An 18941-nucleotide genomic window follows, 5' to 3' on the forward strand; every position below is an offset into this window, starting at 1 on the left:
ACACAGGATATCTACAGAGAATAGTAGATTTTGCGCTTTGTTTATGCTATGATAAAAAAAGCAAAAAGGAGGGGCAGATGCGGTAATGGAAACAGAACAGAAAAAATTATTGTTTGTCTTTAATTCCCGTTCCGGAAAAGCGCAGATCAAAAGCAAGCTTTTGGACATGATTGACCTGTTTGTAAAAAATGGTTATGAGGTAACTGCCCACCCTACACAGGCACAGCAGGACGCTCTGGAGCTGGTACAGGAAAACGCTCCGGAGTACGACATGATTGTATGCAGCGGCGGGGACGGGACTGTGAATGAGGTGGTAAGCGGCCTAATGAGCGTAGCTGACCGACCGCTCCTGGGATATATTCCGGCAGGGACAGTGAATGACTTTGCTTCCAGCCTGCACATTCCCAAGGATATGCTGAAAGCCGCACATCTTGCCATGGAGGGAACGCCGTTCTCCTGCGATATCGGCGGGTTCAATGACCGGTATTTTTCCTATGTTGCCGCGTTTGGCATCTTTACCGATGTGGCGTACCAGACCCCGCAGCATTTTAAAAACATCCTGGGCAGAACGGCCTATGTTCTGGAGGGAGCAAAGCAGCTATATAACATTAAATCCTATCATATGGCTGTTGAATACAACGGGCAGGTGATGGAAGACGATTTTATCTTTGGCCTGGTAACGAATTCGACCTCTGTCGGCGGCTTTAAAGGGTTTCGGGGAAAAGGGGTCAAGCTGGATGACGGTGTTTTTGAGGTATCCCTGATTAAGACGCCGAAAAACTCCATTGAGCTTCAGATGATTGTCAGTGCCCTGATGCAGAAGGTGATCAACCAGGACTTTATCACCACCTTCCGGACTTCTGAACTGAAGCTGACCTGTTCGGAAGGCGTGCCGTGGACTCTGGACGGAGAATACGGCGGTACGCATAAAGCGGTCAGGGTGAAGAACCACCGCCAGGCGATCCGAATTATGACTGATCCGGAAAAGCTGATAGAGCGGGTTGAGGCCGGGGAAGAAGCGTAGGGAAAAAGTCCTTCGCACTGTAGTTTGTGGCCTTCATCACCGGATGAGCGGCAGCATTGTAAGCAAATTCGGCTCCAATTCCACGAGAAAGGAGTGCCTTCGCTTTAGCGAAAGCGGAGTTCTGTCAGTGAAAAAATTTGAATGGGCATTAACGGCAGTACTGGCCGGAGTTGTGATTTTTGGTATTCTTTTTGTAGTGCTCACCGTTCAAAAGCAAAGCCATACGGTGGAGCAGGTTTCTGTGCAGGAATTTAACCGGTATCAGGAGGAATACGGACTACAGGGAGACGCAGGCGGGACCATCGCAGCCGGTATTCTGGAGATGCAGGCAGAGGAGGAAACGGTCACGAACGATTCCGTTCTGTCCGCTGTCTCATCAGTGCTTCCTGCAGAGGGGAAATTAGTGGGTGTTTCCCATCAAAACCAGGAACTGGAGATTGATTATGTTCTGAAGGAGGAGTCCGCCTATACCAAACGAGTCGTCCTGACCTATGACGAGGCAGGCCTGCAAAGGATAGATTTGCGGCAGAACCGGGAAATGGTCTCTGTCTCCAGAGACGGAAAAAAAGAAGTTACCAATATGGAATAAGACCGCTGTAAAAACAGCGGTCTTTTATACTGAAAGTATATTATTTGGAAGTTTTGTAATCCTGATAGATCATGCACAGCCCGTCAAGGGTCAGGGAACGGTCTATTACATCAAAGGCGTCGGTCTGTTTCCCGATTACCCGCGCCAGCCCGCCGGTTGCAATTACCTTGGGTCGGTAGCCAAGCTCCTTTTGCAGCATTTCGATAATATGGATGACCACACCGGTATAGCCGTAAACAATTCCTGCCTGCAAACTCATGATGGTGTTGGTGCCGATAACCTTTTTCGGCGTTTCAATTTCCACCTTCGGAAGCTTGGACGCCTTTTGCGCCAGGGCGTCCATCGAGATTTTTACGCCGGGGTACAGCACGCCGCCTAAGTAAGCTCCGTCACGGTCGATCACGTCAAAGTTTGTAGCAGTTCCAAAATCAACGACCACAATCCCTCCGCCATACTTTTTAAAGCCGGCATAGGCGTTGACCAAACGGTCGGCTCCCACCTCTGCCGGATTATCGTACCGGTTGACGATGTTGATGTTAAAATTTTCCTGGACAATCATCGGTTCGATTCCCAGGTACTTCCTCATGGCGTTTTTTACCGAATAGATTACCTGCGGAACAACGGAGGAAATTAAAACATCCTCCAGCGTGGAAAGGTCTATCCCATGAATCAGGAAGAACTGGCGGATCGACAAGCCGAGCTCATCGGAAGTGACGTCATGATGGGTGGCCAGGCGAAAACTTGCTTTTAGCTGATTCCGCTCAAAAATTCCGAACTCCATATTTGTATTACCAATATCAACGGCTAAAAGCAAACTGGGTTCCTCCAATCTATTCCAGGAATGTGAATATTTGCTTTTCTATTATAGCATAAACCAATGAAAAAGCAACTTTATTCAGAAAGAATTTTTAATGGGACTTTTCATTTTTTATATTTATGATATAATATAGACAATGAGAAATTAGGGGTTTTACTGAGAAAAAGAGGAAAAAGATACGATGTTAAAAAAACTGTTTAAAATTCTAACAAGCCGGTTGGTTGTGTTTGCCATTCTAATCGTTTTACAGTTAGTGGTGCTGGTTGTCGGTATGGTGTTTCTGGCCGGCTATTACAGTTATGTCATGATTTTTTTAGAGGTTCTTTCTCTGATTATGGTGGTATACATTATTTCACAGCCGCAAAATCCCATGTATAAGATCGCATGGCTAATCCCGATTTTGTCAGCTCCGATTGTCGGAGGATTTTTATATTTGCTGTTTGGAAGCAGAAATATTTCCCGGAAAATCCGCCGCTATATGGAAATGGTTTACAGCCAAGCGCGAAAGGTGATCGATGAGCAGCCCAAACATGTGAGCGAAGAGCTAAGGCGAATCGATCCGGCCGCTTACAAGCAGAGCTATTATATCACGCAAAAGGCATTTGCGCCTGTTTTCCAGAACACTTATACCAAGCTCCTGACTCCCGGGGAACAGAAGTGGGAATATTTGCTCCAGGAACTGAAAAAAGCCCGCCAATATATTTTCCTGGAATATTTCATCATTCAGGACGGAATTATGTGGCAGAGCGTCCTGGATATCCTGAAGCAGAAGGTAAGCGAAGGAGTGGAGATCCGGCTTCTGTATGATGATTTGGGATGCATCCAGACACTTCCGGACGATTTCCGGATGCAGATGGAAAATCTGGGAATTGAATGCCGGGTATTCAACCGTTTCCGGCCGTCCCCGGATGTGTTTATGAATTACCGCGACCACCGGAAAATTTGTATTATTGATGGAAATGTTGGTTTTACCGGGGGAATTAATCTAGCTGATGAATATATTAACGCCTACGAAAAGCATGGGCATTGGAAAGACACTTCGATCATGCTCAAAGGCGATGCAGTGTGGTCGCTTACCATCCTGTTTTTACAGACCTGGGGAAATTCCCTTTCGGAAGACGATATTGATTTTTTGGCGTACAAGCCCACCCGACCCTATCCGACAGACGGCTTTGTCCAGCCGTTTGGCGATTCTCCAATTGACTCCGATCTGGTTGGGGAAATCACCTACATGAATATCATCAATAATGCGAAACGATATGTTTATATTCAGACGCCCTATCTGATTCTGGACAATGAGATGACTACCTGCCTTTGTACTGCGGCACAGTGCGGAGTGGATGTACGGATTATTACTCCGCATATTGCGGACAAGTGGTATGTCCATGCGGTAACCAGGGCGAATTATGACCAGCTTGTCTATTCCGGAGTAAAGATTTATGAATACACGCCTGGTTTTATCCATGCCAAGACGATTGTTTCAGATGATGAGTACGCAATTGTAGGGACACAGAATTTTGATTTCCGGAGTTTTTACCTCCATTTTGAATGTGGAGTATTCCTGTTCCGTTCCTCCACCGTGCTGGACGTGAGGAATGATTTCCTGGAAACGCAGAAGGTTTCAGAGCAGGTTACAGAAGAGGATTGTCGAAAGGTGAAATTTCCTGTCCGGATTCTGCGGGCGCTGTTGAGAGTATTTTCACCATTAATGTAGAGAGGAATGAAGAGGCTATGAGATGCAGTTATTGCGGCTCAAAAATCAAACCGACTGATATTGTCTGCAAGGGTTGCAGCGCACCGGTATCGGCAGTAAACCACGCTTCAGGGTGGGCAGTGTTTTTCTGCGTGCTCAGCTTACTGTGTAGTGCGCTATCGGTTTATAACCTTGTCCTTGTGGTACTCGGCTTGGTCTTAATTTTGACGGGATTCCATCTTGCAAAAAAGCGGGATGGCAAAGGAAAGGCTGCCTGCGGGGTGGCGTTGGTTTTCTGGATTTTGGGCCTTTTGGCTACCGTTTGCGTAACAATCGTTTACATCGTCATGTATCAGGAAGTGTTGCATACCGTCTATGTATTGCTGCCGACCGGTGTTTCGGAATTGTTTGAAAAGTGGCTTGGATTTTTGGGGAATTTCACCACTGCCCTATAGGCTGTTTTGTCCAGTAGTTTTATCGGCTGCTTTGTTATATGCGAAAGTAAGTTTACTAAGAAATGAGGAATTAATATGTATATTTTACAGGATCGATCCACCTTTGCCTTTTCTGCGGAAAATCCAACTGGGGCTAGAAATGGCGGGACCCATGGAAAGGATTGTGAAAAATTGAGCCCATGCCTTTCTGTGACGCCTGGGGATACCGTGACTTTGTGTGATATTGACGGGCCGGGCATGATCACCCACTTATGGTTTACAGGGTATATTGGACATTCTTTTGTTCTGCGGATCTACTGGGAAAATTCTGATTTTCCCAGTGTAGAAGCGCCGATTTCTGCATTTTTTGGCTGCGGATACGATGAAAATTTTGCCGACACAGAGGGCCGGTACCCTGTGTTGAATTCCAATATGATACTGGTAGCACCCGGAAGAGGGTACAACAGCTATTTTGAAATGCCTTTTCGGAAGCACTGTCGGATCACCATAGAAAACAGGGGAACGGAATCACAGTATCTGTTTTATATGATTACTGGCTGGCGAGGCAGCCTGCCGAAGGAAATTTCCTATTTTCATGCTGCCTATCGTCAGGAACATCCGGTGCAGAAAGGGAGAAGCTATGTGGTAGCCGATCACATCTCTGGAAAAGGACGTTTTGTTGGTGTGACCCTTTCGGTCGGTGTTAACGGACATAATAGCTGTTGGGTCGAAGGGGAAGCGAAGATGTATCTGGAGGGAGAAGAATACCCATCGATCAATTACACGGGCACAGAGGACTACTTCTGTGGGGCTTATGGGTTTGGAAACGATATTGCGCTGAAAAAATATCAGCCGTTCAGCGGTTTGTATGTGGGGATGTACGCGATATTGGGAAATACGGATGAAATGTACAACGCGCAGAAAAGGTTTTTGCTGTACCGGTGGCATGTGGTGGATGCCATCTACTTTGAAAAAAGCTTTAAAATGACCATGGATAACCTTGGATGGACAGGACCTAGGTATGACGATTATACTTCTGTTGCATACTGGTATTTGGACAGACCGGCGCAATTGCCGTTTACCTTGCCGGATGACACTGATTTGACTATGAAATAATAAAAGGCCGCTATGAGATGATTTCATAGCGGCCTTTATCATCTAATTTAGTTTTTCAGACTCTGCATCGGCGCGGGGATTTGTCCGCCCCGGCTAATAAATTTGGAGGAGGAATTTGGGTTGATTTTCATAATCGGGCCATATCCCAATAGGCCGCCGAAATCCAGTTCCTCACCGCTCTTCTTGCCGATTGCAGGGATCAGGCGGACGGCCGTTGTCTTAGAATTGACCATTCCAATTGCAGCTTCGTCCGCGATGATGGCGGCAATGGTATCCGCCGGCGTGTCGCCGGGCACAACGATCATGTCAAGGCCAACAGAGCAGACCGCGGTCATAGCTTCCAGCTTTTCCAGGCTGAGGGAACCGCAGCGCGCCGCGTCGATCATTCCGGCGTCCTCTGTAACAGGAATAAATGCGCCGGAAAGTCCGCCAACCTTGGAGGAAGCCATGACGCCCCCCTTCTTGACAGCGTCGTTCAGCATGGCAAGGGTGGCGGTGGTGCCGTGTGTGCCGCATCGCTCCAGCCCGATTTCCTCGAGGATATGCGCAACGGAATCCCCGACCGCTGGGGTGGGCGCTAAGGAAAGATCGACAATTCCAAATGGTACGCCCAGCATTTTGCCGGCCTCTGTCCCGACCAACTGGCCCATGCGGGTGATTTTAAACGCGGTTTTCTTGATAATATCCGCGACCTCTGTAATATTTGCATTTGGCGCTTTGGCGAGTGCTGCTCGAACAACGCCCGGCCCTGATACGCCGACGTTAATAATGCAGTCGGGCTCTCCCACGCCGTGGAACGCGCCCGCCATAAACGGGTTATCTTCCGGCGCATTACAAAATACCACAAGCTTTGCGCTGCCGATACAGTTGCGGTCGGCAGTCATTTCGCTGGCCTGCCGGACGATCTCGCCCATTATTTTACATGCGTCAAGGTTAATTCCTGTTTTGGTAGAACCGATGTTGACCGAGGAGCAGACGTGGTCTGTCAGACTGAGCGCCCGAGGAATAGAACGAATCAATTCTTCGTCTCCGGCAGAAAAGCCCTTCTGCACCAGGGCGGAATAACCGCCGATAAAGTTGACGCCGCAGTCCCTGGCGGCGCGTTCCAGCGTTAATGCAAACTGAACCGGGTCTTTCCCTGGACAGGCGGCTGAAACAATTGCAATCGGTGTAACGGAAATCCGCTTGTTGATAATGGGGATACCGTATTTCTTTTCAATCTCTTCCCCGGTTTTGACCAAACTGCCCGCCTTTTTCATAATCTTCTGATAGATTTTTTCGCAGGCCCTGTCAATATCGCTGTCAATGCAGTCGAGCAGGGAAATCCCCATGGTGATGGTACGGATATCAAGATTTTCCTCCTGGATCATCTTGATGGTTTCTAAAATATCATTGGTGTTGAGCATATTCATTACCTTTCTTTGGGATTTGAGCCGATTGCCGAAGGGCTCAAGGTGAACGATGCGCGGGTTAGCTGCACGTACTGTTTACGATATTGTCGGCTAGATGCGGTGCATGCTGTTAAAGATATCCTCATGCATTACATGGATTTTCAGGTTGTTTGCCTCGCCCAGCTTTTCCAGTTCTTTGCGCATGACGCCCAAGTCAACCGAAAGCCGATCGGTTTCAACCAGCATTACCATGGCAAACAGGTCCTGCATAACAGTCTGGTTTACGTCGATAATATTGGCAGAATATTCAGCGCAGACCGCACTGACCTTTGCCAGAATTCCAACTGTATCTTTCCCGACAACAGTGATTACAGCTTTCATAATCTTTCTTCCTCCTGCATGGGGTTCCAATTTAGCAAAACGGCCATACGTCCCCAATCTATATAAACCACTATAACACATTTTTCCGGCGATTGTAAAGGCACAGTTGTAAAAATACCAATAGTATTTCGATATCGATCCGGTCAAACGGCAGAATGATGTATGACAACCCTGGAAAAGGAAGGTGCACACAGAAAGAAAGCCTCTGCTTTACGCTCAGAGGGAGAGAAGCAGGGCTAAACCAAAAAAGCAGGTGTTGGCTGCAGGGCAGAGGTTCTATTTGCTCAGAAAGTTCACTTATGGTATAATAAAAAGAAATAAATTTTTACGGCAAATGCTTTCCAGAAAGGAATGATAGTCCATGTCCCAGCCGCAGCTGATAGACTGCCATACCCATACAGCTTTTTCTTATGATTCTGATGCGGGCCTCGACGAGATGTACGGGCGGGCGGAGAAGCTTGGGATCAGCGTTTATGCTGTAACCGACCATTGTGACCACTGCTGTGATACGCCGGAGGAGCAGCTGATTCAATATGATTTTGAATTTGAACGCAGTGAATATTGGGAAGATACCGAGGCGGCCTTCCGGGCTGTTATGGCGTTAAAAGAGCAGGAGGCAGACTCTCCGGTGAAAATTCTGAATGGGATTGAGCTTGGAGAGCCGCTGCAGGATCTAAAAAAGGCGGAGCGTATTTTAACGCGTCCCTATGATATGGTCATTGGATCATTGCACAATATTTCCGGATTCCCGGATTTTTATTTCCTTGATTTTTCCACGATGTCCCGTCTGGAGCTGAGAGAGGTCATGGTCAATTATTTCCTGGAGCTGACGGAGCTTGCGAAATGGAACCGGTTTGATACGCTTGCGCATATTACCTATCCGTTCCGTTATCTAAAGGAACGAAACGTCAGCTATGATATGACCTATTACGACGATATGATAGAACAGGTGTTGAAAATCCTGGCTGATTCCGGAAAGGCGCTGGAGCTGAACACCTCCGGGCTGCGTCAAAAAATCCAGTCGACCCTGCCGGAGGAACGGTATGTAAGGCGCTTCCGGGAATTAGGCGGCGAGCTTGTAACAATCGGTTCGGATGCGCATGACCCTGCCGCGCTGGGTACCGGGATTTTAGAGGGCTATGATATTCTCCGCCGAGCGGGTTTTCGCTATGTCGCCTATTATGAACACCGCCGGCCGGTTCAGACTGCGCTCTGACCGGAGGAAAAGGCTTGCCTAACGGTCTGTATTTTGCTATGATAAGAGAATCATAACGTTTTTTCGAATGAAAAAGGAGGTCAACGATATGAACCAATTGATCAGTTTGCTGGAAGAGAATTCCCGCTTAACCAATGCACAGCTTGCGGTAATGCTTGATATTTCTGAAGAGGAGGTGGCGGAACAGATCCGCCAGTATGAATCGGATGGGATTTTGATTGGCTATACAGCGGTGATTGACAAGGAGCGCCTGGACAAAGAGTATGTCGAGGCATATATTGAACTGAAGGTTACGCCGAAACGCGACCACGGCTTTGATGAAATCGCGGTAAAGGTAGCCGCTTACGACGAGGTAAAGGACGTTTACCTAATGTCCGGAGGATACGACCTGATTGTGGTGGTAACCGGAACGAACTTTAAGGATATAGCAATGTTTGTCGCACGGCGGCTCTCCACCCTGGATTCGGTGGAGTCTACTGCAACCCATTTCCTCTTGAAACGCTACAAGGAGCACGGCGTGCTGCTCGATACTGCGGAGAAAGATGAGAGGAGCGTTTAAGGCTGTGATCGATTATGAAAATATGCTATCCAGCAAGACGAAGCTGATCAAGCCGTCCGGAATACGGAAATTTTTTGATATTGCGAACGAACTTGACGGTGTGATTTCCCTCGGAGTAGGGGAGCCGGATTTTAAAACCCCGTTTGCAATCCGTGAAGAGGGAATCCGCACGCTTGAAAACGGAAAGACCTGGTATTCTGCCAACGCGGGGCTGATGGAGCTCAGGACGGAAATCAGCCGGTATCTGGAACGCCGGTTTGACATCTCCTACAATCCAAAGGACGAGGTGCTGGTGACAGTGGGCGGTTCAGAGGCCATCGACCTTTGCCTGCGTGCTCTGGTCAATCCGGGGGAGGAAGTCCTTATTCCTGAACCCAGCTTTGTCTGCTATACTCCGCTGGTGGAGCTGATCGGGGCGGTGCCTGTTCCGATTGAGACCAAGGCGGAGAACCAGTTCCGTCTTACTAAGCAGGATTTGCTGGACAAGATTACCGATAAAACCAAGGTACTGGTGCTCCCTTATCCCAATAATCCGACCGGAGGCGTGATGCGAAGGGAGCATCTGGAAGAGATTGCGGAAGTTCTGCGGGAACGGGATATCGTGGTGATGTCCGATGAAATCTATGCGGAGCTGACCTATAATGGAAAGCATACCTCTATTGCCTCCATCGACGGGATGAAGGAGCGGACGGTGGTAGTCAACGGATTTTCCAAAGCGTATGCGATGACTGGCTGGCGGCTTGGTTATGCCGCGGGGCCTGCTCCTATTCTGAAGCAGATGACAAAAATCCATCAGTTTGCTATTATGTGCGCGCCGACCACCAGCCAGTATGCGGCGGTTGAGGCGCTGCGCAACGGAGACGAGAGCATTGAGCGGATGGCGAATGAATATAACATGCGCCGGAGGCTGATTGTCAGCGAGTTCAACCGTCTGGGACTTGATACCTTTGAGCCGGAGGGCGCGTTTTACATCTTCCCCTGCATCAAAAGCACTGGGCTGTCCTCTGAGGAATTCTGTGAACGCCTGCTGTTTTCACAAAAGGTGGCGGTTGTGCCGGGGACTGCGTTCGGAGAGAGCGGGGAAGGGTTTATCCGCGTGTCCTATTCCTATTCTGTTACTCATATTTTAGAGGCGGTGGAACGGATTCGCCGTTTCCTCGATACCTTATCATAACCTGGAGGAGACGGCTTTTTGTACACGCAAAAAGCCGTCTTTGTCATAAAAGGAAGGAAGAAGATGTCATTAGTCAGCATTACGCATACAGCCGGCTATGCGCCGGAACAGATCCTCAGCGATGTCCGGACGCATTTGGGACGGTTTCGCCTGACAGAACGCATTCCTGCGGACAGCCGTGTCCTGATTAAGCCAAACCTATTGATGAAGCGCAGGCCGGAGGAGTTTACCACCACGCACCCCACCCTGGTAGAAGCTGTGATTATCTGCCTGAAGGAAGCGGGAATCAAAAACATTACAGTGGCGGACAGCCCGGGAGGGCTTTATTCCGCCCAGCTCCTGAAAGGGATTTATGACACCTGCGGAATCTCGGAGGTCTGCCGCCGCCAGCAGGTGGCGTTGAACTTCTCTACTGATTCCAGGGAGATCCACAGGCCGGAAAATCATCTGGTCAAATCCTTTCCGATTATTCAGCCGGCGTGCGATGCAGATTTTATCATTGATATAGCCAAGCTGAAAACTCATGCCATGACCGGCTTGAGCGGGACGGTGAAAAACCTGTTTGGCTGTATTCCGGGATTGACGAAGCCGGAATACCATTGGCGTTTTCCGGAAAAGGAGCTTTTTGGGGAGATGCTGGTCGACCTGTGTGAAACCCTCCGGCCCGGATTTGCCCTCGTTGACGGCGTGCAGGCAATGGAAGGAAACGGCCCCTCCGGCGGGGAGCTGCGGGAGCTTGGAATGATTGCCGCTTCCGACAGCCTTTATGATTTGGACTTTTTCCTTTGCCATGTAATCGGGATAGATCCGATGGAGATTTGTATGGTGAAAAGCTCGGTGGAACGGGGCCTTTGCTGCGGCGATCTGGACAAAATTGAGCTTGCGGGAGAGATGCCAAGGGTGCGCCCGTTTGTCATACCCCAGGACAAAGGGATTGATTTTATCGGCCATGTGCCAAAGGCGCTTCGGAAGCCGGTGAAGGGAATTGTCAACCGATTTTTCACCTCCCGGCCCGCGATCCGGAAAAAAGACTGCATTGGCTGCGGAAAATGCGCGGAAAGCTGCCCGGCCAAAACCATTGCGATCCAAAACCGGAAAGCAGTTATCTCCTATCAGCGCTGCATCCACTGCTTCTGCTGCCACGAGATGTGTCCGGTCAAAGCGATTGACATTAAGCGGACGACCTTATTTGATCACTAAGAGGGGGGAAAAGGATGCAGGAGATTACAGTAAAGGCGCCTGCAAAGCTGAACCTGGCTCTGGATATCGTCGGTACGGACGGCAGGGGCTACCATCTTATGAAGATGGTGATGCAGACGATTGGCCTGTATGATACCATTACAGTCCAAAAGCAGCCCGAAGGGACATCCGGGGAGGAGATTATCCTGTCCTGCACCCATCCGGCTGTTCCATGCAACGAGCATAATATCGCCTATGCGGTTGCCCATAGCTTTTTTGATACCTGCGGAATCAGAGATCGGAGCCTGCGGATTCATATTCAAAAGCTTATTCCGCAGCAGGCGGGTATGGCCGGCGGTTCTGCGAACGGAGCGGGCGTTTTAGCCGCGCTCAACGCGCTTTACCAGACGAAGCTGTCTTTGGAGGAATTATGCCGGATCGGGAAGGAAACGGGGGCGGATATTCCTTTTTGTCTGACCGGAGGTACGGCTTTGGTGGAGGGCATCGGGGAAAAAATCACGAAGCTGCCTGATTTGCCGGATTGTGTGTTTGTGGTTGCCAAGCCAAAGGGAGGAATCAGTACCCAGCGGGCTTTCGCAGAATTTGACCGCAGAGGAATTGCTCCCAGCCTTGATTTAGAGAAGATGTGCAAAGCGATAGGCGAAGGGGATATCCTGAGCGTTTCAGAGAATCTCTATAATGCATTTGAGCGGGTCTGCGGCCTGCGGGATGTGGAAATCATCAAAAATATGATGATGAGCTGCGGCGCAAAGGGCGCGCTGATGACAGGGAGCGGCTCGGCCGTCTTTGGCATTTTTACTGACCGAGGCAGAGCATACGCCTGTGAAAAGAGACTAAAGGAACGGTATGCGGAATGTTTTCTCTGCAATCCTGTTCCGCATGGCTCTGTGATTGTATAAAAGAAAAAAAGCTGTCCATACTTTTTCCTGAAAGCGAAAAAGGAAGGATGGCTTTTCTTATGAGCAGATGGATCAAAGCAGCTGCAATTGGTTTACTCGTAGCAATTTCCGTACAGTTTATGACCGGTTTTGCCGCGGATTGCGGAGAGATTAGGAACAAGGTGCTCCGGTTACATATTCTGGCAAATTCTGACACCCAGGAGGATCAAGACCTCAAGCTGGCGGTACGCGACCGGATTCTGGAGGAGAGCGGAACGCTGTTTAACTGCCTTGACAGCAAAGAGGCGGCAGAGCAATCGGTGGATGAAAACCTGGAGCAGATCGAAGAGATTGCTGCGGATGAGATCGAAAGGCAGGGGTATGATTATCCTGTTAAGGCGGAACGGGTTAGGATGTTTTTCGATACCCGCGTCTATGAGACGTTTACGCTTCCGGCCGGGCAGTATGACGCTGTCAGGGTAACGATTGGCAAAGCCGAGGGGCATAACTGGTGGTGCGTGCTCTATCCCATGCTTTGCCTGCCCGCCGCCCAGCCCCAGGAGGAATTGGAACAGAACTTTACTGAGTCGCAGGCTGATATGATCGAAAATGCGGAGGACTATCAGGTGGAATTTGCGACAGTAGAGATTATCGAAAAGATCAAAAACTGGTTTGCCTCTTAACCCGGTTGCGCAATCCCGGAAATCATGCTATGATGGATTTACAGTTAAATCGAATACGGGATGGGGGCGGAACTACTGTTTAGTACGGAAGAAACATTACAGCGCGTAGTGCTGGTCGGCGCGGATACAGGGGATTACAATGCGGAGGAATCCATTCAGGAACTCTGTGAATTGGCGGATACCGCCGGGGCGCAGGTAGTGGGGACAATGCTGCAAAAGCTGTCTGTCCCCAACAAAGCGACCTATATCGGCGCGGGCAAGCTGCATGAGCTAAAGGAGTTCTGTTCCCAGCAGGAGGTAGAGCTTGTAATCTTTGACGATGAATTAAGCGGCGCGCAGATCCGGAATATCGAGCAGGCTGTGCGTGTCCGCGTGATTGACCGGACAATGCTGATCCTGGATATTTTTGCCCAGCGCGCTCTGTCCCGGGAGGGAAAGCTGCAGGTGGAGCTGGCGCAGCAGAAATATATGCTGCCGAGGCTGACCGGACTGGGGACGGAGCTCTCCCGCCAGGGCGGCGGCATCGGAACCCGGGGACCGGGTGAAACCAAGCTGGAAACAGACCGCCGGCATATCCGCAGGAGGATTGAAGCGCTTCAGGAAGAACTGGACAGTCTTGCGAAAAGGCGGGAACGGATTCGGAAAAGACGGCAGAAAAACGACGTGACCACCATCGCAATTGTCGGATATACCAATGTGGGAAAATCGACGCTTCTTAACCTGCTGACCGATGCAGGGGTACTGGCCAAGAACCAGTTGTTCGCCACCCTTGATCCGACGGCGAGGGAGCTTCGGCTGCCGGATGGACAGAAGGCGGTAGTGATCGATACAGTCGGGCTGATCAGGAGGTTGCCGCATCAGCTTGTAGAGGCGTTTCGGTCGACGCTGGAGGAAGCGGCAAATGCAGACCTGATTTTAAATGTCTGTGATATTTCCTCCCCGGATGCGGAGGAACAGCTTTCCGTTACCAGGGAACTGCTCCGGGATTTGGGCTGCGGAGACACGCCGGTTTTGACCGTATTCAACAAAACGGACTTATATCAATTCCAGAGCATGCTCACGATCAGTGATAAGAGCGTCTTTATCTCGGCAAAGGAAAACCGGGGGATTGACGGTCTGCTGAAGCTGATCTGTGAAATGCTGAGCGGGGGGAGAAGGCAGATGGAGCTTCTGGTGCCTTACCGCGACATGCCATTTCTTGACAGGATACGAAAGACCGGGAAAATTTTATCGGAGGAGTATACCGAGGATGGGATCAGGGTCAGCGCCAATGTAGACGCCAAGCTGGTCAAGGAGGCAGAAGTCTTTCGTCTGGCAGAATAAAACTGCTTTGGCCGAACCGTTCATTTTTGTGTAGATTACCGCTATCGCGAACCCCCGTTTCATGCTATAATCGGTTTGACAGAATGTTTCTGGTTCGAGGCGGAATAGACCTAAGAAAAACCGGCTGCAGCAGCCGGTTTTTTTGCCGGCAGCTTCTATCCCGTCTGAGAAAAGGAGCTGGCTTGCAAGCGAGGTCGGCCTCATGCATGAGAAAGGAGAGCTTTCGCCGAGGCGAAGGCTGTGAATATAAATGAAACTGCTGATACAAATTGCAATTGTGTTTGGAATTTGCCTTTTGGGAGAAGGAATATCCATGCTGATTCCGATTCCGGTTCCGGCAAGTGTGGTTAGTATGGTATTGCTGTTCCTCTGTCTTCTGTTCGGGTGGCTCCGGGAAGAACACATACGGGATAAGGCTGATTTTTTGCTGAAAAATATGGCGTTTTTCTTTATCCCGGCGGGTGTTTCCATCCTGGAGCATTTTGATACCATAAAAGGGATTATCCTCCCATTTCTTTTTATCTGTTTTTTCACAACGATCCTAACCTTTGCGGCAACGGCCGGGACGGTTGCCCTGGTGTCCAGGTGGATGAACAGGGGGGAAAAGTATGAATGAGTTTTTGCAGGAAATCTATTCGTCCCCGTTTTTTGCAATCTGCCTGAGCGTGCTGGCCTATGCGGTGGGATACTGGCTTAACCGGAAAACCGGGCTGCCCCTGCTTAACCCATTGCTGATTGCCATTATTCTGGTGGTGCTTGTCATTCAGATCTTACATATCCCGATGGAAAGCTATAACCAGGGAGGAGATATTATCTCGATGTTTCTTGCTCCTGCTACAGCAGTGCTGGCAGTTTCTATTTACCGTCAGCTTGATATCCTGAAGAAAAACATCGTTCCGGTGGTAGCGGGTGCGGTAGTGGGGTCGCTCGTGTCGATGGGAAGCGTTACCCTGCTTTGCAGGCTGTTCCGGCTTGAAGAGAAAATCACGGCCTCTCTTCTTCCCAAATCAGTCACCACCCCGATTGCAATGGGAATTTCCGAGCAGCATGGCGGCATCGTATCTGTCACAGTGGCAGCGGTTGTAGTGACAGGAATAGTCGGGGCAATGCTCGCGCCAGCCCTGATTAAGCTGTTTCGGGTAAAGAATCCAGTGGCGGCAGGTGTTGCAATCGGCACCGCAAGCCATGCGCTGGGCACCTCCAAGGCGATTGAGATCGGGGAGATAGAAGGTGCGATGAGCGGGATTGCAATCGGAGCTGCAGGGCTTTGCACCGTAATTTTTGCAATGTTTGCCGGATGAGAAAAAATTAGAAAAAACACTTGCATTTTCTTCGGCTTTGTGGTATAGTATATAAGCATTTAGTGTGCTCTGATCGAGGGATCAGAGGTTTCACCGCTTCGAAACCGTTCGATAGTGGGGATTAATGTACACTTCAAACATTAAAGCGGGCAGTCCTCTGCTGGTATGATAAAGCATGAATGTCTGAAAACTATAGGAGGAACAAAATGGACGCATTAAAACTGATCAGCTCCCAGAGCATGAAAGAAGAAGCGCCAAGCATGGAAATTGGTGATACTGTAAAAGTTCACGTGAGAATCAAAGAAGGAGACAAATCCAGAGTCCAGATCTTTGAGGGCACTGTGATTGCTAAGAAGCATGGCGGAATCAACGAAACCTTCACGGTACGCCGTGTAGCTCATGGCTGTGGAATCGAAAGGGTTTTCCCGATCCACTCACCCAATGTTGAGAAGGTCGAACTGGTAAGAAGCGGTAAAGTCCGCCGCAGCAAGCTCTACTATCTGCGCGATAGAGTTGGGAAAGCTGCAAAAGTTAAAGAAAGACTTCGCTAATTGCGGCAAAGAAAGGACGGTTCTTGAGCTGTCCTTTTTTCTTTTTCCCATCTTTAGAACCGGAGAAACAGGGGAAAATGAATGTTGGAGGACCTGAAATGGAAGAAATACAGCAAAAACGCAATATCAAGCGGGAAGTTGAAGAATGGCTGGAATCAGTTATGATTGCCCTGGCATTCATGATTTTCCTGTTTGTTTTTGTCATTGGGATTGTGATTGTCAACGGTGATTCGATGGACAACACCCTGCAGGACGGTCAGCGCCTGATTACGCTGCCGGTGTTTTACCAGGCCGGGCAGGGTGATATCGTTGTGATACACCGTGATGAGGAACGGCCGATCATCAAGCGGGTCATTGCCTGCGGCGGACAGACGGTTGATATTGATTTCCGCACCGGAGCTGTTACGGTGGATGGAGAAATGTTGGACGAGCCCTATGTCAGCTCGCAGATTTCTGACTATGATGAAGACCGGATGCTGTCTTTTCCGGTTGAGGTACCCGAGGACAGCTATTTTGTGATGGGGGACAACCGTGGCAATTCGCTGGACAGCCGTTACAGGGAAGTCGGAATCATCAGGGAAAATCAGATTTTCGGGAAAGTGGTACTGCGAATTTATCCCTTTCAGGCAATGGGCACTGACTTTTAGGACGGGCTTGGCCCGGTATGCTGCAGGGGAGAATTACGTTTGCTGACCGCGAGAAAGGAACAGGGTATCACTATGATTGAAATTCCATCCATCCAATGGTTTCCGGGCCATATGGCAAAAACCCGGCGGTTGATTCAGGAAAGCCTGAAGCTTTGTGACCTGGTACTGGAAATAACAGACGCCAGGATTCCGCAGAGCAGCCGGAATCCGGAGCTTGACCGATGGGTCGGCGCCAAACCACGGATGATCTTACTGAACAAGGCGGACTCCGCCGACCCGAAAGCAACGGCAGAGTGGATCGAATACTATCGGGATCAAGGAATTCCGGCGATTGCCTGCGATTGCCGAAGCAGCAAGGGATTAAACCGTTTTTTGCCGACAGTGAAGGAAATGCTTTCTGAAACATTGGAAAAAAGGAAGAAAAAAGGGCTGATTGGCGGCGCGCTCCGGGTCATGGTCGTCGGGATTCCCAATGTCGGGAAATCCTCCTTTATCAACCGGATGGCGGGCTCTAAGCGCGCCAAGGTGGAGGATCGTCCGGGCGTCACCAGGGGGCGGCAATGGGTGAACATTAGCAGCGATCTGGAGCTTCTTGACATGCCGGGCGTTCTGTGGCCGAAATTTGAGGATCCGGCTGTAGGCGAAAAGCTGGCCTTTACCGGCGCGGTAAAAGACGATGTCATTGATATTGAACTGCTCGCCATGCGCCTTTTGGGATATTTGAGACAGGAATATCCTCAGTCGATTGAAGAACGCTATAAGCTGGCCGGAACCAATTATCAGGAGCTGGACGAATACGATCTGTTAGAGCTGGTTGGCAGGAAGCGCGGGATGCTGGTTTCCGGCGGCGAAGTCAATACTGAGCGCGCCGCGATTACCGTCATGGATGAATACCGCTCCGGCAGACTTGGAAAGATCACCTTTGACCGTCCTGTGAAACAAGGAGAGCAAACAGATGAGTGACTTATATGAATTTGACCGATCACAGCAGTGTAATCTGCTTTGCGGAGTGGATGAGGCGGGCCGCGGGCCGTTGGCCGGTGACGTTTACGCCGCCGCGGTGATCCTGCCGATGGACTGTGAAATCGAGGGACTCAACGATTCCAAAAAGCTGACTGCAAAAAAGCGGGAAGCACTGTTCTGTGAAATAAAAGAGAAGGCGGTGTCCTTCTGCATTGCAACAGCAAGTGTCGAGGAAATAGAAAAGGTGAATATCCTCAACGCGACCTTTCTGGCGATGCGGCGCGCAGTAGAGGGCTTGTCACAGCAGCCTCAGGTGGCGTTGGTAGACGGCAACCGCGGCCCTGGACTGCCGGTACATACAAAATGCATTGTCAAGGGAGACGCGGCCTCGGCAAGCATAGCGGCTGCTTCGATCCTGGCGAAAGTCGCGCGGGATCATTACATGGAGGAAGTGGCGCGTCAGTATCCGGAATATGAGTTTGAAAAGCATAAGGGCTATGGTACCAGACTCCACTATGAAAAGCTGGACGAATATGGGGAAAGCCCGGTTCACCGGCACAGCTTTCTGAAAAAATACTATGCGCAGAAGCAGGAGGATACAGCCGAAAAAAAGTAGGAACGGCAGGGGAGAACCTTGCCTGCAAATATCTTCGGCAGCATGGCTGGAGGATTGTCCGGCGAAATTTTACAGCCGCATATGGAGAGATTGATATTATTGCTGAGCGCGGGACGGTGCTTGCCTTTATCGAGGTTAAGACCCGTGCGTATGGCAGCTTATATGCCGCGCAGGACGCCGTAACTCCCAAAAAGCAGGAACGGCTGTGCCAAACCGCCGCCCTGTATCTGGCGGAGCACCCAGCCTCCCTGCAGCCGCGCTTTGACGTCTGCGAGATATATTTTACTGAGGATCGGCGCGCGCTGATCCGGTATCTGGAAAATGCGTTTCAGGATCGGAATGATTCAGGCCAATCCAACATATAGCAGTGATAGGAGGAATGACC

Annotated in this window: 22 protein-coding genes; 19 read left to right on the top strand and 3 right to left on the bottom strand. The window is 49.9% G+C overall.

The genetic code is table 11. From position 1 onward, the window contains the following. The first annotated feature begins 85 nt into the window (after positions 1–85). Positions 86–1024 carry a diacylglycerol/lipid kinase family protein gene (locus CZ360_RS04340; protein WP_077532993.1) on the top strand — a complete coding sequence of 313 codons (939 nt, stop codon included), beginning with the start codon at positions 86–88 and terminating at the stop codon, positions 1022–1024. Between the two features lie 127 nt (positions 1025–1151). Beyond that, on the top strand, positions 1152–1613 hold the full coding sequence (locus CZ360_RS04345; protein WP_143530149.1) for a hypothetical protein: 462 nt from the start codon (positions 1152–1154) through the stop codon (positions 1611–1613). Between the two features lie 40 nt (positions 1614–1653). Here CZ360_RS04345 and CZ360_RS04350 read toward each other — a convergent pair whose 3' ends face one another. Next, on the bottom strand, positions 1654–2427 hold the full coding sequence (locus CZ360_RS04350) for a type III pantothenate kinase (RefSeq protein ID WP_077532995.1): 774 nt from the start codon (positions 2425–2427) through the stop codon (positions 1654–1656). A gap of 184 nt (positions 2428–2611) precedes the next feature. Here CZ360_RS04350 and cls point away from each other — a divergent pair, with 184 nt between their 5' ends. The 3 genes from cls to CZ360_RS04365 all read left to right on the top strand — a co-directional run bounded on the left by cls (position 2612) and on the right by CZ360_RS04365 (position 5673). Beyond that, a complete protein-coding gene (gene cls, locus CZ360_RS04355) occupies positions 2612–4144 on the top strand; it encodes a cardiolipin synthase (protein ID WP_077532996.1) in 1533 nt (510 codons plus the stop codon). A gap of 17 nt (positions 4145–4161) precedes the next feature. Next, on the top strand, positions 4162–4578 hold the full coding sequence (locus CZ360_RS04360) for a hypothetical protein (RefSeq protein WP_077532997.1): 417 nt from the start codon (positions 4162–4164) through the stop codon (positions 4576–4578). A gap of 75 nt (positions 4579–4653) precedes the next feature. Continuing rightward, positions 4654–5673 carry a glycoside hydrolase family 172 protein gene (locus CZ360_RS04365; protein ID WP_229407988.1) on the top strand — a complete coding sequence of 340 codons (1020 nt, stop codon included), beginning with the start codon at positions 4654–4656 and terminating at the stop codon, positions 5671–5673. A 47-nt stretch (positions 5674–5720) separates the two neighbouring features. Here the strand turns inward: CZ360_RS04365 and CZ360_RS04370 are convergent, their stop codons facing one another. Continuing rightward, complete coding sequence (locus CZ360_RS04370; RefSeq protein WP_077532998.1) at positions 5721–7079, bottom strand: PFL family protein; 1359 nt, start codon at positions 7077–7079, stop codon at positions 5721–5723. A gap of 96 nt (positions 7080–7175) precedes the next feature. Then, complete coding sequence (locus CZ360_RS04375; protein WP_077532999.1) at positions 7176–7445, bottom strand: ACT domain-containing protein; 270 nt, start codon at positions 7443–7445, stop codon at positions 7176–7178. Between the two features lie 361 nt (positions 7446–7806). Here CZ360_RS04375 and CZ360_RS04380 point away from each other — a divergent pair, with 361 nt between their 5' ends. The 14 genes from CZ360_RS04380 to CZ360_RS04445 all read left to right on the top strand — a co-directional run bounded on the left by CZ360_RS04380 (position 7807) and on the right by CZ360_RS04445 (position 18921). Next, on the top strand, positions 7807–8661 hold the full coding sequence (locus CZ360_RS04380) for a histidinol-phosphatase HisJ family protein (RefSeq protein ID WP_077533000.1): 855 nt from the start codon (positions 7807–7809) through the stop codon (positions 8659–8661). 88 nt (positions 8662–8749) lie between these two features. After that, a complete protein-coding gene (locus CZ360_RS04385) occupies positions 8750–9220 on the top strand; it encodes an Lrp/AsnC family transcriptional regulator (protein WP_077533001.1) in 471 nt (156 codons plus the stop codon). Continuing rightward, positions 9204–10394, top strand: coding sequence for an aminotransferase class I/II-fold pyridoxal phosphate-dependent enzyme (locus CZ360_RS04390; RefSeq protein ID WP_077533002.1), 1191 nt, complete (start codon positions 9204–9206; stop codon positions 10392–10394). The genes CZ360_RS04385 and CZ360_RS04390 overlap by 17 nt, the downstream gene beginning before the upstream one ends. Before the next feature lie 63 nt (positions 10395–10457). After that, positions 10458–11594: a DUF362 domain-containing protein gene (locus tag CZ360_RS04395; RefSeq protein WP_077533003.1), complete on the top strand. Its 1137-nt coding sequence runs from the start codon at positions 10458–10460 to the stop codon at positions 11592–11594. Positions 11595–11608: 14 nt separating this feature from the next. Next, a complete protein-coding gene (gene ispE, locus CZ360_RS04400; protein WP_077533004.1) occupies positions 11609–12493 on the top strand; it encodes a 4-(cytidine 5'-diphospho)-2-C-methyl-D-erythritol kinase in 885 nt (294 codons plus the stop codon). Positions 12494–12552: 59 nt separating this feature from the next. Beyond that, the gene (locus tag CZ360_RS04405; RefSeq protein ID WP_077533746.1) at positions 12553–13155 is read left to right on the top strand and encodes a stage II sporulation protein R; all 603 of its coding nucleotides are present in this window, start codon (positions 12553–12555) and stop codon (positions 13153–13155) included. Positions 13156–13215: 60 nt separating this feature from the next. Beyond that, positions 13216–14478: a GTPase HflX gene (hflX, locus tag CZ360_RS04410; protein WP_077533005.1), complete on the top strand. Its 1263-nt coding sequence runs from the start codon at positions 13216–13218 to the stop codon at positions 14476–14478. 250 nt (positions 14479–14728) lie between these two features. Further along, a complete protein-coding gene (locus CZ360_RS04415) occupies positions 14729–15094 on the top strand; it encodes a CidA/LrgA family protein (protein ID WP_077533006.1) in 366 nt (121 codons plus the stop codon). After that, positions 15087–15779 (top strand): LrgB family protein, encoded by a 693-nt coding sequence (locus CZ360_RS04420; RefSeq protein WP_407656944.1) that lies wholly within the window; start codon positions 15087–15089, stop codon positions 15777–15779. Before CZ360_RS04415 ends, CZ360_RS04420 begins: the two co-directional genes overlap by 8 nt. 206 nt (positions 15780–15985) lie before the next feature. Next, positions 15986–16330, top strand: coding sequence for a 50S ribosomal protein L19 (gene rplS / locus CZ360_RS04425; protein WP_077533007.1), 345 nt, complete (start codon positions 15986–15988; stop codon positions 16328–16330). Positions 16331–16428: 98 nt separating this feature from the next. Further along, on the top strand, positions 16429–16977 hold the full coding sequence (lepB, locus tag CZ360_RS04430; protein ID WP_159438103.1) for a signal peptidase I: 549 nt from the start codon (positions 16429–16431) through the stop codon (positions 16975–16977). A 72-nt stretch (positions 16978–17049) separates the two neighbouring features. Further along, positions 17050–17940 carry a ribosome biogenesis GTPase YlqF gene (gene ylqF / locus CZ360_RS04435; RefSeq protein WP_077533009.1) on the top strand — a complete coding sequence of 297 codons (891 nt, stop codon included), beginning with the start codon at positions 17050–17052 and terminating at the stop codon, positions 17938–17940. Further along, positions 17933–18556, top strand: coding sequence for a ribonuclease HII (gene rnhB, locus CZ360_RS04440; protein ID WP_077533010.1), 624 nt, complete (start codon positions 17933–17935; stop codon positions 18554–18556). The genes ylqF and rnhB overlap by 8 nt, the downstream gene beginning before the upstream one ends. Next, entirely contained in the window at positions 18514–18921 is a 408-nt protein-coding gene (locus tag CZ360_RS04445; RefSeq protein WP_229408025.1) for a YraN family protein, read from the top strand. The genes rnhB and CZ360_RS04445 overlap by 43 nt, the downstream gene beginning before the upstream one ends. The last annotated feature ends 20 nt before the right edge of the window (positions 18922–18941 follow it).

Source organism: Massiliimalia massiliensis (assembly GCF_900155615.1).
Classification (GTDB): domain Bacteria; phylum Bacillota; class Clostridia; order Oscillospirales; family Ruminococcaceae; genus Massiliimalia; species Massiliimalia massiliensis.

Coding starts and splice junctions, on each gene's coding strand:
- CZ360_RS04380 (WP_077533000.1), top strand. CDS start 7,807: ATGTCCCAGCCGCAGCTGATAGACTGCCATACCCATACAGCTTTTTCT.
- CZ360_RS04395 (WP_077533003.1), top strand. CDS start 10,458: ATGTCATTAGTCAGCATTACGCATACAGCCGGCTATGCGCCGGAACAG.
- cls (WP_077532996.1), top strand. CDS start 2,612: ATGTTAAAAAAACTGTTTAAAATTCTAACAAGCCGGTTGGTTGTGTTT.
- ylqF (WP_077533009.1), top strand. CDS start 17,050: ATGATTGAAATTCCATCCATCCAATGGTTTCCGGGCCATATGGCAAAA.
- hflX (WP_077533005.1), top strand. CDS start 13,216: ATGGGGGCGGAACTACTGTTTAGTACGGAAGAAACATTACAGCGCGTA.
- CZ360_RS04390 (WP_077533002.1), top strand. CDS start 9,204: ATGAGAGGAGCGTTTAAGGCTGTGATCGATTATGAAAATATGCTATCC.
- CZ360_RS04385 (WP_077533001.1), top strand. CDS start 8,750: ATGAACCAATTGATCAGTTTGCTGGAAGAGAATTCCCGCTTAACCAAT.
- rplS (WP_077533007.1), top strand. CDS start 15,986: ATGGACGCATTAAAACTGATCAGCTCCCAGAGCATGAAAGAAGAAGCG.
- CZ360_RS04360 (WP_077532997.1), top strand. CDS start 4,162: ATGAGATGCAGTTATTGCGGCTCAAAAATCAAACCGACTGATATTGTC.
- rnhB (WP_077533010.1), top strand. CDS start 17,933: ATGAGTGACTTATATGAATTTGACCGATCACAGCAGTGTAATCTGCTT.
- CZ360_RS04415 (WP_077533006.1), top strand. CDS start 14,729: ATGAAACTGCTGATACAAATTGCAATTGTGTTTGGAATTTGCCTTTTG.
- CZ360_RS04340 (WP_077532993.1), top strand. CDS start 86: ATGGAAACAGAACAGAAAAAATTATTGTTTGTCTTTAATTCCCGTTCC.
- CZ360_RS04375 (WP_077532999.1), bottom strand. CDS start 7,445: ATGAAAGCTGTAATCACTGTTGTCGGGAAAGATACAGTTGGAATTCTG.
- CZ360_RS04370 (WP_077532998.1), bottom strand. CDS start 7,079: ATGCTCAACACCAATGATATTTTAGAAACCATCAAGATGATCCAGGAG.
- lepB (WP_159438103.1), top strand. CDS start 16,429: ATGGAAGAAATACAGCAAAAACGCAATATCAAGCGGGAAGTTGAAGAA.
- CZ360_RS04365 (WP_229407988.1), top strand. CDS start 4,654: ATGTATATTTTACAGGATCGATCCACCTTTGCCTTTTCTGCGGAAAAT.
- CZ360_RS04405 (WP_077533746.1), top strand. CDS start 12,553: ATGAGCAGATGGATCAAAGCAGCTGCAATTGGTTTACTCGTAGCAATT.
- CZ360_RS04420 (WP_407656944.1), top strand. CDS start 15,087: ATGAATGAGTTTTTGCAGGAAATCTATTCGTCCCCGTTTTTTGCAATC.
- ispE (WP_077533004.1), top strand. CDS start 11,609: ATGCAGGAGATTACAGTAAAGGCGCCTGCAAAGCTGAACCTGGCTCTG.